Annotated in this window: 12 protein-coding genes; 5 read left to right on the top strand and 7 right to left on the bottom strand. The window is 42.3% G+C overall.

Going from position 1 to position 13,413, the window contains the following annotated elements:
- Positions 1 to 167 precede the first annotated feature (167 nt).
- From L3V41_RS05395 to L3V41_RS05375, 5 genes are all read left to right on the top strand, one after another.
- The gene (locus tag L3V41_RS05395; protein WP_062567678.1) at positions 168 to 398 is read left to right on the top strand and encodes a helix-turn-helix domain-containing protein; all 231 of its coding nucleotides are present in this window, start codon (positions 168 to 170) and stop codon (positions 396 to 398) included.
- 48 nt (positions 399 to 446) lie between these two features.
- Entirely contained in the window at positions 447 to 1,790 is a 1,344-nt protein-coding gene (astB, locus tag L3V41_RS05390; protein WP_237127288.1) for an N-succinylarginine dihydrolase, read from the top strand.
- Between the two features lie 3 nt (positions 1,791 to 1,793).
- Positions 1,794 to 2,303, top strand: a complete 510-nt coding sequence (locus tag L3V41_RS05385; RefSeq protein ID WP_237127287.1) for a GNAT family N-acetyltransferase — start codon at positions 1,794 to 1,796, stop codon at positions 2,301 to 2,303.
- Between the two features lie 94 nt (positions 2,304 to 2,397).
- Positions 2,398 to 4,086, top strand: a complete 1,689-nt coding sequence (locus tag L3V41_RS05380) for a methyl-accepting chemotaxis protein (protein WP_062567681.1) — start codon at positions 2,398 to 2,400, stop codon at positions 4,084 to 4,086.
- A 108-nt stretch (positions 4,087 to 4,194) separates the two neighbouring features.
- On the top strand, positions 4,195 to 5,193 hold the full coding sequence (locus L3V41_RS05375; protein ID WP_062567682.1) for a DUF4382 domain-containing protein: 999 nt from the start codon (positions 4,195 to 4,197) through the stop codon (positions 5,191 to 5,193).
- Between the two features lie 35 nt (positions 5,194 to 5,228).
- On the opposite strand, the gene L3V41_RS05370 is transcribed toward L3V41_RS05375, so the two are convergent.
- The 7 genes from L3V41_RS05370 to L3V41_RS05340 form a co-directional block, all read right to left on the bottom strand.
- Entirely contained in the window at positions 5,229 to 5,840 is a 612-nt protein-coding gene (locus L3V41_RS05370) for a MarC family protein (RefSeq protein WP_062567683.1), read from the bottom strand.
- Between the two features lie 60 nt (positions 5,841 to 5,900).
- Positions 5,901 to 8,219 (bottom strand): family 20 glycosylhydrolase, encoded by a 2,319-nt coding sequence (locus L3V41_RS05365; RefSeq protein WP_237127286.1) that lies wholly within the window; start codon positions 8,217 to 8,219, stop codon positions 5,901 to 5,903.
- 3 nt (positions 8,220 to 8,222) lie between these two features.
- Positions 8,223 to 9,143: a sugar kinase gene (locus tag L3V41_RS05360; protein ID WP_062567685.1), complete on the bottom strand. Its 921-nt coding sequence runs from the start codon at positions 9,141 to 9,143 to the stop codon at positions 8,223 to 8,225.
- Entirely contained in the window at positions 9,136 to 10,584 is a 1,449-nt protein-coding gene (locus L3V41_RS05355) for a sodium:solute symporter family protein (protein ID WP_237115442.1), read from the bottom strand. Before L3V41_RS05355 ends, L3V41_RS05360 begins: the two co-directional genes overlap by 8 nt.
- Before the next feature lie 122 nt (positions 10,585 to 10,706).
- Positions 10,707 to 11,090 carry a RidA family protein gene (locus tag L3V41_RS05350; RefSeq protein WP_062567687.1) on the bottom strand — a complete coding sequence of 128 codons (384 nt, stop codon included), beginning with the start codon at positions 11,088 to 11,090 and terminating at the stop codon, positions 10,707 to 10,709.
- Between the two features lies 1 nt (position 11,091).
- Positions 11,092 to 12,552, bottom strand: a complete 1,461-nt coding sequence (locus L3V41_RS05345; protein WP_237127285.1) for a D-aminoacylase — start codon at positions 12,550 to 12,552, stop codon at positions 11,092 to 11,094.
- Positions 12,552 to 13,403, bottom strand: a complete 852-nt coding sequence (locus L3V41_RS05340; RefSeq protein WP_062567688.1) for a MurR/RpiR family transcriptional regulator — start codon at positions 13,401 to 13,403, stop codon at positions 12,552 to 12,554. Before L3V41_RS05340 ends, L3V41_RS05345 begins: the two co-directional genes overlap by 1 nt.
- Between the last annotated feature and the right edge of the window lie 10 nt (positions 13,404 to 13,413).

Below are 13,413 nucleotides of genomic sequence, written 5' to 3'. Positions count from 1 at the left end.
CAGTTTGGCACAGATCTTCCAATAGTGAGTATGAACAGGCACTAACAAGGAGACTAACGTGACTCACTTCTTTCACACTCTTTATCTACTTTGGCGATTAGACATCAGCACATGGCATATTCATGAGGCTCACGATCCGCATAATGTTGCTGATTTGGAGCGTCGCTATGTTAAATAATGATCCGACTTTTATCGAAGCATTACAAAAGGTTTCTGTACATCAACTTACAATCACCGAGGCAGCAGAACAATACGACATCCCTAAAAGAGCTATTTACAAAGCAGTAAGGCAGCAACAGACCAAGCTAAACAAGCAAAAGGCATATTTAATTGCCACTCAGAAGCGTCTTAAGCAAAACCTACGTAATGTAGAAATGGAGTTAGCTAGCTTCAGCTAAATAACTTCTGTATGGTTAAAATACACGCACAACAATGACGGATTAAGTATGCACGCAGTAGAAGTAAACTTTGATGGCTTAGTGGGGCCTACCCATAATTACGCGGGATTATCGTATGGCAATGTTGCTTCGCTAAGTCACGCCTCTTCGCATTCAAACCCAAAAGAGGCAGTGCTACAAGGCCTTGAAAAAATGAAGGCGATGCACGAATTAGGGCTAGAACAAGGTATTTTTGCACCTCATGCTCGCCCCGACATTAACGTGCTAAAACGCTTAGGTTTTACAGGCACTGATAGCCAAATTATTGAAAAAGCATTTAAAGCCGACCCAGTTTTGCTACGCGCTTGTTACAGTGCATCGGCCATGTGGACAGCCAATGCTGGCACTATCTCGCCTTCAGTCGATACCCTTGATGGCAAAGTGCATTTTACGGCTGCAAACTTAAATAATAAGTTTCATCGTTCGTTAGAGCCAGTAACAACATCCGCGTTGTTAAAAGCCATGTTTAACGATGAGCGTTACTTTAGCCATCACACACACTTGCCTGATCAGGGCTTTTTTGGTGATGAAGGTGCTGCAAACCATAATCGATTATGCGACAGCCATGCAGATACAGGGCTTGAGATTTTTGTGTATGGGGCCAGTAGCTTTAATAGCGCCCTACCAAAACCCGTTAAATTTCCTGCAAGACAGTCACTTGAAGCATCACAAGCCATTGCCCGCTTACATCAACTAAAGCCTGAAAATCAGTTATTTATTCAACAAAACTCTGATGTGATAGACCAAGGCGTGTTTCATAACGACGTGATTGCAGTAGCCAATGGCAATGTACTTTTATGCCATGAACAAGCCTTTTTGAATCAGGCTGAAACGCTAAAACAAATTAAACAGGCCTACCTTGGTAACAAGCCGCTGCATATTATTGAAGTGCCGACCAATAAAGTAAGCATTACAGATGCCGTAGGTAGCTATTTATTTAATAGCCAGTTAATTACCTTAAGTGATAACAGCATGATGCTGGTTGCACCTAAAGAGTGTGAGCGCAATCAAGCCGTTCACGATTACATTCAAGAAATGATTGTGGCAAATAACCCAGTTCAACAAGTGCGCTTTTTTGACTTGCGCCAAAGTATGCAAAATGGCGGTGGCCCTGCTTGTTTGCGCCTACGTGTTGCACTCAATACTGATGAATTGGCAGCAGTCAATCCGGGAGTAAGATTCAGTGAAGAAAAATATAACCAATTAGTAAGTTGGGCAAATAAGCATTACCGTGACTCTTTAAGTAGTGACGACTTTGCCGATCCATTGCTTTTAACCGAAAGCTATCAGGCACTTGATGAGCTAACCAGCTTACTTAACTTAGGCTCTGTTTATCCATTCCAACAAGAATAAATAATGAAAATTAAAGCAGTACATTCTATTAAAGGTGTGTCTAAATCACTTAACGCATTGCTGATTGATAGCGTCACCAATGGCGCATCAATTGGCTTTATAGCCCCGTTATCATTACAGTCGGCACATGACTATTGGCAAGCAGTCGATGCCGATTTAGCCACTCCCTATCGTCGTTTATACCTTGCTTTCGATGGTGAAGATGTAATTGGCTCTGTGCAACTTTCTTTATGCGCTAAGGCGAATGGCAGCCATCGAGGTGAGGTTGAAAAGCTGATGGTACATAGTGATTACCAAGGCAAAGGAATTGCAAAAAAACTTATGAATAGCCTTGAAACAGATGCACAGGTGTTAGGTCTAGCTTTGCTTGTTCTAGACACACGACTTGGCGATACTGCATCACATCTATATCGAAAACTAAGCTACATAGAAGCAGGCACAATTCCTGGGTTTGCTAAAAGTTCAACAGGGGAGTTTGATGCGACTGTGTATTTTTACAAACAGGTCGTTTAATTTAGCCAATTCAGGTGAATATAGCCATAAAGTCGACTTATAAAATTTTATAAACCCACTACACTAGTAGTAAGAATTATATAAGGAGAAATTAATGGCGCTATCAATTCAGCAAAGGGTACTGCTTCTTGCCCTTCTTCCACCTTTACTCATTGCGATTATGCTCACTATTTATAACTATGTGCAGTCAAAAAATAGTGGTGCTCAAACAGTGGAAAGCTTTGCTTCACAAATGAAAAATGATCGCAAAGCAGAAGTGAGTAATTACCAAAAAATTGCCATGAGCTCTATCTCTCACTTAGTAGCGCAGGATAACGGTACAAATACTCAACAATTACAAGCTCAGGCTAAAGATATTCTTAGAAACTTACGCTTTGATGACGCAGGCGATACTGGGTATGTGTTTGTGTATGATCTGCAAGGTGTCAGCGTTGCCCATGGTGTAAACGCATCATTAGAAGGCAAAAACTTATATGACTTTAAAGATCCCAATGGGGTTTATTTAATTCGAGAGCTCATTTCATCAGCCAAAGAAGGGGGTGGCTTTGTCGAGTATGCATGGAAAAATACCCAAGGTGTTGTTAGTCCTAAACTTGGCTACGCCGCACTCATCCCAAAATGGAACTGGGTGCTAGGTACCGGATTTTGGATAAGCGGCCTTGAGCAACAAGTTGCCAGCACAGAAACAAGAGTTAATGACGCGATTGATAATGCATTTGTAAATACCATTATCGCCTCTATTCTTGCTGTTGCTGTAACAGCCGCAATTGCCGTTGTAGTATCTCGCAGTATCACAAGTCCGTTACATACAACTGTACTTGCCATGAATGATATATCTCAGGGTGATGGTGACCTCACTCGACGACTCATGGAAAAAAGAACTGATGAGCTTGGCCAGCTTGGGAGTTCATTCAATCGCTTTGCCGATGATGTTGGCAAAATGGTCATCGATATCCGCCAATCATCACAATCAATGAATCACGCCTCACTCAAGCTCAATGAGCTACTTGCTAATATGCATACAGGTATTAATCGTCAACATGAAGAAAGTGAGCAAGTTGCAACCGCTATAAACGAAATGTCAGCGGCGTCAATGGAAGTTGCACGGAGCGCACAAGAAGCATCGACCGCGGCTGAACATGCCGACCATCTGGTAAAACAAGCTAATAATCAGCTTCTTATTGCCATAAAAGTGATCAACGGGCTTGCTAAACAAGTCGACGAAGGGGCGAATGCGGTTGACCAGCTCAATCAACAATCAAGTCAAATAGGCAGTGTGCTTGATGTAATCAGAAATATTGCTGAGCAAACAAATCTATTAGCACTCAATGCAGCAATTGAATCAGCACGCGCAGGCGAAGCTGGTCGTGGCTTTGCAGTAGTAGCTGATGAAGTTCGTACGCTCGCAAAACGCACCCAAGACAGTACCCATGAAATTGAAAGCATGATTGAACAAGTTCAGCAAGGTACAACAACGGTTACAAGTATAATGCAGGCAATTAAGAGTGGTAGCGCAACCAGTGTTTCTGAAGCAAGTGAAGTAGAAAAAGCTTTAAATGAAGTGTTGCACTCGGTTAACACGATTACATCACAAAATGCACAGATAGCCACCGCAGCTGAAGAGCAAACATCGGTCTCTGAAGCGATAAACCAAAACATGACAACTATTGTTGAAATTGCAAATAAGACGGCCAGTGATACTGATGTAGCAACCTCTTATATGCACGAGCTTACTGATACAGCTACGCAATTGGAGCAGAACGTTAGCCGTTATAAGGCTTAGGTTAGGTCACACTTTTCAGCTAAAAAGTTATTTTTCTGAAGTTCAAGTTGCATTAAGTTTAATTCATTACACTTAATGCAACATTTAGAACACAAAAAGGGATCAATCATGAACTTCAAAACAACTTTATTAAGCAGCGCCATTTTATTTGCACTTGTAGGTTGTGGCTCAGATAGCGACGATAACGACACGCCAGATCCAACACCACAAACAGCTCAGTTCACACTAGGTGTATCGGATGCGCCTGTAACAGGTTTAAAAGCGGTTAACGTTGTCTTTGATTCAATCACACTGAGAAGCCAAGGCGGTGAAGAGTTTACATTTGAGACTCGTGAAGACAGTGATGACACACTACCAGAGATGGTTAACTTACTCGATTACACTGGCGATGATGTTTTCTCACTACTTGATGATGAAGAAGTACCCGCTGGCGACTATCAATGGATCCGTGCTGATGTAATCAATGGTGACAGCAATAACCTAACGATGACTTCACATGTTGTATATGAAGATGACAGCATCGCGCCACTGGTTGTAAAACGCAAAGGCAACGATGGTGTAGGCGAAATCCAGCTAGATGGTTTTACACTTAACCAAGCTGGTAACGATTTTGTAATGGAATTTGATCTTAAAAAGTCATTGGTTGATCCACAAAATAGTGACGAGATTTTCTTGAAACCTCGTGGCGTACGCTTAGAAAACCTTGCTGAATCTGAAGATATTGAAGGTACAGTAAGCGACGTATTAATCGCTAACTGCGAAACAGATAATATCGATATCGCTCTTGAAGATGGCTCGTTTGGCCATGCTGTTTACCTATACAGCAGTGACGTAGAAGTCCCAATGGATAACTACGAAGTCAATGAAGATGAGACCCCTGCTGATGCCCCGCTTGCAACAGCTGATGTGGTATTCGATAGTGATGACAATCAATTTGAGTTTGAGCTTGCATTCGTACAACCTGGTGATTATCAATTAGCATACACATGTGCAGCACATATTGATGATGCAGAAGCGCAAGACGAGGCTTTCACTCTTTATCAGGTTAAACCTGTAACAGTCACTTCTGGCGACGACTTAGAGGTTTCATTCACTGTATCTGAATAATATTACAGCTTGCAAATTAAGCCCGCTATGCGGGCTTAATTACTTGCTATCCACTTAGCTACACCCAATGCTTCCATTACAAATTCAACAGACAAAGCGGCCAAAATCAACCCCATAATACGTGTTAGAATTGACGCACCGCCAGTGCCTATTAATTTTAAAATGCGACCACTGAGTAATAACAACACAAGTGTTATTAACAACACCCCTAGCATATTTAGAGCCGTTATAACTTGCTCTTTTATGGTGTATATATGGTTATCCGTTATTAAGATAACTGCCAATATTGCTCCAGGTGAAGCCGTTGCTGGGATAGCTAAAGGAAAAACGGAAATATCATGTTGCGGTTCAATATCCCCCTGTGAAGAATCATCAGCAAATATCATTTGCAGGCCAAATAAAAATAAAATGATGCCACCAGCAACCTGAAATGATAACAAGCTAATGCCCATTGCACTCAATAGTAACTGACCAATAACTATGGCGCCTATAAGTACAATAGCTGCATATCCCACCGTTTTAAAGGCTGTTTTGCGCCGCTTTTTAGCAGGTAATTTTGCCGTTAGAGCAGCAAACAGTGCCATCGTGCCTATTGGGTCAATTGTGGCCCAAATAACTAAAAAATCATGCAGTACTTTATCTAACATACACACCTTAACATTAAAAAGCGGTGCTCTTAGATTAGCAATAAAGCATGGGAATAAATATCAAAAGTGACTCTTTTTCATACTTTCGCAATGGTTGCTTGCTTCTTTGTAATGATTCAATGAAGCGATAACATGAGCAATAGTGCCATTATTATTCGCAATAGGTTGAACATCACTCGTGTTAAAAGATGCCTCTATTTGCTTGTAAACCTGCTGCCACTCAGGGATTGATTCAATAACCTTTTGCTGGTCGGTTATAAATTCTCTCCAACGACTGACTTGTGACTGCAACGTTTCTTTTAGCTCTGTGGCGCATTGCTGTCGAAAGTCTTCAACTTGATAATTAAACGCACGTAGCTGCAAACTTTCAACTGGGAGTACATCAACAAGCTTATCAAGTGGCGCATCATGGTGATATTCATTTCTCAAATAGGCTAAATGGTGCAAAGTATAATAATGTGCAGGCTCAATAAACGTGCTAAATGTTAGTAGTGCATTGATATTAGCCTGATTGGCATTATCAGCTAACACGTTTTCAAGACGAGAAATAAATTGCGCCTTATGTTTACTACCATGTTGTATAGCAAATTCATCCATAATCGCTAAACGGCGATACATATCTCGCTCATCGGTCATACTCTTGGGTGACCAAAAACGCTCAGCAATAGCATAAACGCGTGGCCAAAGGCGTGTATCTATGGTATCTGTCGTGACTAGCTCCGCCCATATTGTCGCCTCACCGCCCAATACTTCGCCTGACTTTTTCACCTGCTGCGTATCGTGTAATGTTTGATTAAGCACTTGAATACTGGGTTTCTCATCAGGTTTAGTCTGTAAGTCATACGGGGTATTGCCAACAAATGCTGGTAAGTTACTCACTTTGTTAGTCGCAACAACCAGCATCGTAGGCCCCATCCATGTATCAATTAATACTTCGAACCCTGCTGCTCGTTGTTTCACATTTTTTGTTATAAACGCCCCTTTGCCTGTTATCGTAACTAAAGCGGCAAGCTCTGAATTGGCAGTTGTAAATACACTTATGTCGCCGGTAACAGCACTGCCCTTAAGGCGTGTTAGAGTGAACTGTGCGCTGCTTAAAATGTTGCTTGCGGTTAATGAGTCACGCTTTATAGGCTCAGGGTGATTACGATAATGGTAATTTGTCCATTGTGGCTGATCGATGTAAAAACCACTGGATAATAAACCATCAAATCCTGCCTTTTGAATGGCAGCAAGAGAATGATGACCACGCCAAGACTGCACTAATGTTTGCTTAGGTAGTGTTGGATGTAATACTTCATCCCAACCAATCATTTTGCGATTATATTTAGCTAAGATTTTAGCAACACGTTGATTAAAATAAGCATGTAATGCGTGGCTATCTGGTAAGTCATGCTCAGCCATAAACGCTTGTATTTTTTTATTTTCTTGCCAGTCACGCGCATCCACTTCGTCACCACCGATATGTAAATAAGCGTCGGGAAATAGCTCCGTTAGCTCTTTTACAACGTCCTCTACAAATGTATACACTTTTGGATTACTAGGGTCTAATAAGGGTCTAAATACCCCCCAATGGCGCTCTATCGACGTAGGAGTTGTCCCACTACCGAGCTCAGGGTAAGCAAGCACAATACTGCTCGCGTGCCCTGGCACATCAAACTCCGGCACCACTCGAATACCTAACTGTGCGGCATAGCTAACCACGTCTTTAATCTGCTGCTGTGTGTAATAAAGCCCATCCGAAGCGTGTTGATGTAATTTGGGGTAACTTTTAAGCGCTATACGCCAGCCCTGATCATCTGTAAGGTGCCAATGAAATACATTCATTTTTGCTAAAGCAAGCCCTTTAAGGGTACGCTTTACATCTGCAATTGGTAAAAAATGTCTAACACTATCAAACAGTAGTCCTCGCCACGGGTACGCTGGCGTATCATCAATTTTGATCGCACTCAGTAAGTAAGGCTGCTTTGTTAAAAACACTAACTGCGACAAGGTGCTAAATCCTCGGAGCATACCAAACTGAGTCGCGCTCTTGAGTAAAATACCTTGCGAACTAATACTCAACTGGTAACTTTCATCCACACCTAAAGTAGGGACTGCGGGTAGCCAGTTATCAACGTCGATAACCAACTGTGCTTTATTTTTTTCTACCCAATTGACCTTTGCAAACTGCTGAATAAACGCAGCGTGCTCAAATAACCCTTCACTAGGGTCTCGGTATTTCTCAGCTAAATAGACAGTTAAGTTTTTTTGATCTAATTGAAACTTGCCTTCAAGCTCTGTGATATTTGCAGGCATCGGCATTAAAGGTAATGATTTAGCATGCGCAACACTTAGTATCCAAAGACTACAAAATACAACGCGTAAAATAAATGACATGGTTTAACCCTCACTATGCTCTAATTGAATGTTGGTTGCGACTATCGCCCCTTTAGCAACGATAACTTGACTCGCCAATTGCTGAGCAATCTCTACGGCGTATGTAATGGATCCCGTCGGTAAAAATGCAGCTAAAAAGCCAGCACTAAAAGCATCTCCAGCTGATGTTGTATCTATAACCTGTGTTACAGGCGTCACAGGAAAGCGTTGCAATGTTCCATGCTCAAGCACCAGTGTATCTGCCAGTCCTTGCTTTATCACAACAAGGTCAGATGAACATTGTTGATAAAACGCGACTAACTGCTGCTCTGTGCATTCACCAAACACCCCATAATGATCATCATCGGTAACAAACAAATAATCAGCAAGCTGGAATGCTTTTTTAAAGTACCCAGCAGCATCGTCTGATTGCCAAAGTACAGACCGATAATTACTATCGAAAATCACTTTGCCGCCTGCCGTTTTAAAGGAATGCAATGCATCTAATAATAATTGTCGGCTTGGTGTATCTAAAATAGCTATACTAATCGCTGAGAAATAACAATGACTCATATTTCCTTCGCGCAAGGCATTAACGAACCTGTGCTGTGTATCTAAATAAAAATACTGCTTGGCAGCGCTGTCATCACGTTCATAACTAAAATTACGCTCTCCTTTTGCATCGGTTGTTATACCGTAGCTACCAAGGGTTTTATTCGCTGCTATTTGCAAGTAGTCCAGCGACAAGCCCTGCTTCTGCCAAAGGCAACGTGCAACGTCACTTACTTCATCACTACCCAGCGCCGTTACAAAGTTTACCTTCGTATTTTTTAATTGTAAGCGCTTAAAATACACCGCAGTATTATAAACATCGCCACCAAATCGAATGCTGTTATCACCGTCAAGCTCTTGCATTGCTTCGCCAAAAAAGGCCACATTAATCATGATGCATCGCCTCTCTTTGCTTATTTAAAATTGCTAATGCTTGTTCGCTACTGCAGCGCTGTTTTGGGGTAAGTAAGGTCACAATAATACAAAGCAGCATTGATGCAGATGTTGCTGGAATAATGGGGTTACTCCAATAAGCTTGCCAACTTGGCGTTAAAATTACCGCCATTGACACAATAAATGACACTAATAATGCCGTCATAGCGCCCTGCCAATTAAATCGGGGCCAAAAATGCCCAAGCAGTACACAAACACACAACCCCGACATCAATGTCGCAATCATATTGGTGATGTAACCAATGACATCGTTAGTAAGTAACGCCAAAAGTAAAGCCGTGCCAATTGTTAGCACTAAACCTATGCGTGATAGCAAAACGACCTCACTGGCATGTGGCATCCGTTTAAATACCAGCATATAGATATCACGAATCAATACACTTACCGCCGCAATGGCATCGGAACTGGCACTTGAAATAGTGGCTGAGAGTCCAGCAATTATTACCAACGCCGCCAAGCCAAAAGGAAGAAGCTCAAAGGCCATATAAGGAAATGAAAAGGCACTATTTTCAAGGGTTGGGTTGAGCTTGTATGCAGCCATACCTATTATGGCAGGTACAATTGCAAACAGCAGATATAAACCGCCAGATAAATAAAATGACTGACGAATACTGCGAACATGCTTGCCAGAATATATCCGTTGGCGAAATGACGGTGCAACGAGTACGCCAACCAAGACTGCAAAAAACAACGAAATACCATGTACAACACCTATTTTATCGAGTGATAAAAAGCTTTGATTCAGTACAGGTTGTGCTTCGTTGATCATCATCAAACCATCCGCTTGATAGAGCGCAACACCCGCCATCAAGAAAAACCCTATAAACAATACTAGAGCTTGAATAGAGTCTGTCCACACAACGGCAACATAGCCACCTATTACCACATAAATACTAAAACCAAGAGCAATGAACAATTTAGCACTCAGTGGTGATAACCCCGTTAACCAAGCCAAATACATTCCGCCGCCTAGAATATGAGCGCCAAGCCAGCCAATACTGGCTACAAAAATGAATATAGCGATAGTATTTTTAACAAGCGGATCAGCCCCAACATAAAAAGAAACCTCTTCGCTCATGGTCATAAATTCATGCTTTCTGACAGGTGCAAATAGCTTTGCTAGCAGCAATATGCCGCATGCTCCACCAAGCCCATAAATCATCCCCGCCCAGCCATTGTTATAAGCAAAGCCAACTGCCCCCATTGAGGAGCCCGTGCCAACCATAGTCGCAACGGTTGTACCCAAGGTTAAAATAAAAGGAAGATTTCGTCCGCCTAGTAAAAAGTCGTCACCGGTTTTGCTATTACGACTTACCCACCAGCCAAACCAGATCATAAAAATCAGGTAGCCTAAAAAGGCCATTAGTAATTGCCACTTCATACAACATCCTGCTTCACCTCAGCCAAATTATTATCATTGCTTTATGCTTATTACATGGCTTTGGTGCTTATAATTATTTTTATGTATGAGTTCAACAGCCTAAGCTGTCGAACTTTTTTAATTTATGGGGCTTTATAACACGTCACATCGACTTCAACTTTGCAGTCAACAACAAGGTCTGCGACGGCACAAATTCGAGCAGGCGGGTGCTCACCAAAAAACTCTTTAAACACCTTATTAAATGATTGAAAGTAACGCGCATCCGTTAAAATCACTTTGACATGCGCAACATGTTCAAGGCCATAACCCGCTTCATCCATAATATCGATGCAGTTTTGAATCGCTAAACGAGACTGATCGATAATACCACCTTCAACCACTTCACCGTCTTTCATTGGCGTTTGCCCAGACACCATCAACCAGCCCCCAGCTTCGATGGCTCGTGCAAAAGGTAAATGCTGACCACCGGTGCCTGTACCGCCCTCTGTTCCTATACGTTTAATCATATTACTCTCCAGTTGAAGTTAAAAACTTGCCCGAATATGCAGGCACTACTTGGTCATCAATAAAGGTTGGTTGACCATTGGTCCACACTCTGTGAATACCTGATGCTGGTAATTCAGAGTCAATAAATGTGGCGTTATCGCAAATGGCATCGCTGTCAAAAAGCACCAAATCAGCAAACTTTCCTACGCTAATCTCACCACGGTCAGTTAAACCGTAATTACGAGCACTGAGTCCTGTCATCTTATGTATTGCTGTTGCGAGTGAGAAAATGCCCTCATCACGTGCGTACTTACCTAATACACGAGGAAACGATCCCCATAAACGAGGATGCGGGTGAGGATCACACGGCAGACCATCGGAGCCAATCATGGTTTTTTCAAAGGCTAGAATCATTGCCACATCTTGCTCATCGAGCCCATGATAAACAGCACCAGCCGGTTGCAGCTTCTTAGCACTTTCAAGTAACGACAACTGCCACGTATCTGCAATATCTTGCAGCGAACGCTCCGCCATTTCGGGGTGAGGCTCTGACCACGTTATAAAAATTTCGAAGTCGCTGGTCACTTGTTTTAAGTCCAAAGTGCTTGAACTGGCTGCATAAGGGTAAGCATCGCAACTGCAACGAGAGTGCGAACCTTGGTTTGAAAACCGATTAATCAGCTCTGGCGCACGTCCCCAGTTATTTTTACCAGCGCATTTCAAATGCGAAATAATAACTTTTATATCAAAAGCTTGCTCCATCGCAAACGCTTCATCCATCGCCTCAATGACAGCGTCAAACTCAGTACGCAAATGAGTTGTATAGATAGCGTCATGGGCTTTTAAAACAGGGCCAAAGGCTTGAACTTCATCACTGGGTGCCTGATTCGCATTTTTATAAGCAAGCCCCGTACTCAAGCCAATCGCGCCAGCTGCAAGAGCAGCATCAAGCTCTTTACACATATGCTTAATCTCTGCATCATTTGCACCTCGCAAAAGATCATCCATGACATTATTACGCAATGTAGTATGGCCTACTAAAGCCGCTACATTCACATTTGCAGGTCTTGCTTGCAAAGCGTGAATATAATCAGCCATGGTGGCAAATTTAAATTCACTGAGTGCCCCCAATAAGTTCATCGGATCTGGGGCTGCTTCATTTAGCACAGCAGGGGCTGCACTGATCCCACAATTTCCAGTAATGACTGTTGTGACACCTTGGCTGATCTTCGCAGCCATACTAGGATTGCGCAGTACTTCCAAGTCATCATGGGTATGCACGTCAATAAAACCAGGCGCTAAGCATAACCCTTTTGCATCTATAACTTGTTTAGCAGGCAATTCGTTGAGCTTGCCAATTGCTATTATGCGATCATCGCTTATCGCTACATCAGTGATTGAGGCTTCATTACCTTGGCCATCAAATACCTTCGCGCCTAGAATCAATGTATCCACAGGCGGTGAGTCTTTGCTGTGCATCATTAATCTCCTAGTGGGGCGCGATCAGGTCCTTGGCGATATTCATCTAACTCGTGTTTAATACGACGTAGTTTTTCGCGTGATTTTTTCTGCGTTAAAATGGCCACTTCACTTGCTAGTACATCGACTGCGGCTAACATGGCATAACGCGCTGTACTCGGTGTGAAAATATAGTCAGATTCATTTGTTTTTATTGGTAAATGAATGGAGGCAGTGTTAGCAAGTTCACTCTCTGGGCAAATAGCAATCACTTTTGCTCCATAATCTTTCGCGATATTCGCTGCATCAATTAAGTCTTTGGTATAGCCTGTTAGTGATAACACCACCACAACATCACTCACATCGACACTTGCTGCTGTCATGCGCATCATTACAGGGTCACTGTAAGCATTGCTTAAAATATCAAGCCTGAATAATCGGTTGTGGCACTCTTGAGCAACCACTGAGCTTCCTCCACCCACACCAAAAATTAAACTATGGCGACTATTTGCAATGTAATGAGCTGCTTGCTCAACATCCGTTTGATTAATTAGCCCTGCATTGACATCCAAAATGTCATGAATGGCCTGATAAATTGCCGGTATATCTTCACGCTGAGTGTTATTTTCAGTGATAAAACGCTCACCAACCGCTAAAGATTGCGCTAACTGCAACTTCATATCACGGACATTATTACAACCAAGCGCTTTCGCTAGACGCGTAATTGATGCATGACTCACGTTTGCTTTGTCAGCCAAATCACTAATGCTTGCCGAGGCTGCAAATTGCAAATCAGCTAAAATTAACTGAGCAACAGCTTGTTCTGATTGGCGTAGATGACCCAAGCGCTCTTTTATTCTTGAAACTATATCCAAACGTCTTTCT

It is taken from the genome of Pseudoalteromonas sp. L21, from assembly GCF_021728035.1.
Lineage (GTDB): Bacteria > Pseudomonadota > Gammaproteobacteria > Enterobacterales > Alteromonadaceae > Pseudoalteromonas > Pseudoalteromonas arabiensis.
Note: the sequence above shows the minus strand (reverse complement) of the source record. Positions and strands in the feature narration are given on the sequence as shown.

Excerpts from the sequence above, each read along its gene's own strand:
- L3V41_RS05395 (WP_062567678.1), top strand. The coding sequence starts at position 168 with ATGTTAAATAATGATCCGACTTTTATCGAAGCATTACAAAAGGTTTCT.
- L3V41_RS05380 (WP_062567681.1), top strand. The coding sequence starts at position 2,398 with ATGGCGCTATCAATTCAGCAAAGGGTACTGCTTCTTGCCCTTCTTCCA.
- L3V41_RS05370 (WP_062567683.1), bottom strand. The coding sequence starts at position 5,840 with ATGTTAGATAAAGTACTGCATGATTTTTTAGTTATTTGGGCCACAATT.
- L3V41_RS05365 (WP_237127286.1), bottom strand. The coding sequence starts at position 8,219 with ATGTCATTTATTTTACGCGTTGTATTTTGTAGTCTTTGGATACTAAGT.
- L3V41_RS05375 (WP_062567682.1), top strand. The coding sequence starts at position 4,195 with ATGAACTTCAAAACAACTTTATTAAGCAGCGCCATTTTATTTGCACTT.
- L3V41_RS05350 (WP_062567687.1), bottom strand. The coding sequence starts at position 11,090 with ATGATTAAACGTATAGGAACAGAGGGCGGTACAGGCACCGGTGGTCAG.
- L3V41_RS05355 (WP_237115442.1), bottom strand. The coding sequence starts at position 10,584 with ATGAAGTGGCAATTACTAATGGCCTTTTTAGGCTACCTGATTTTTATG.
- L3V41_RS05345 (WP_237127285.1), bottom strand. The coding sequence starts at position 12,552 with ATGATGCACAGCAAAGACTCACCGCCTGTGGATACATTGATTCTAGGC.
- L3V41_RS05360 (WP_062567685.1), bottom strand. The coding sequence starts at position 9,143 with ATGATTAATGTGGCCTTTTTTGGCGAAGCAATGCAAGAGCTTGACGGT.
- L3V41_RS05385 (WP_237127287.1), top strand. The coding sequence starts at position 1,794 with ATGAAAATTAAAGCAGTACATTCTATTAAAGGTGTGTCTAAATCACTT.
- astB (WP_237127288.1), top strand. The coding sequence starts at position 447 with ATGCACGCAGTAGAAGTAAACTTTGATGGCTTAGTGGGGCCTACCCAT.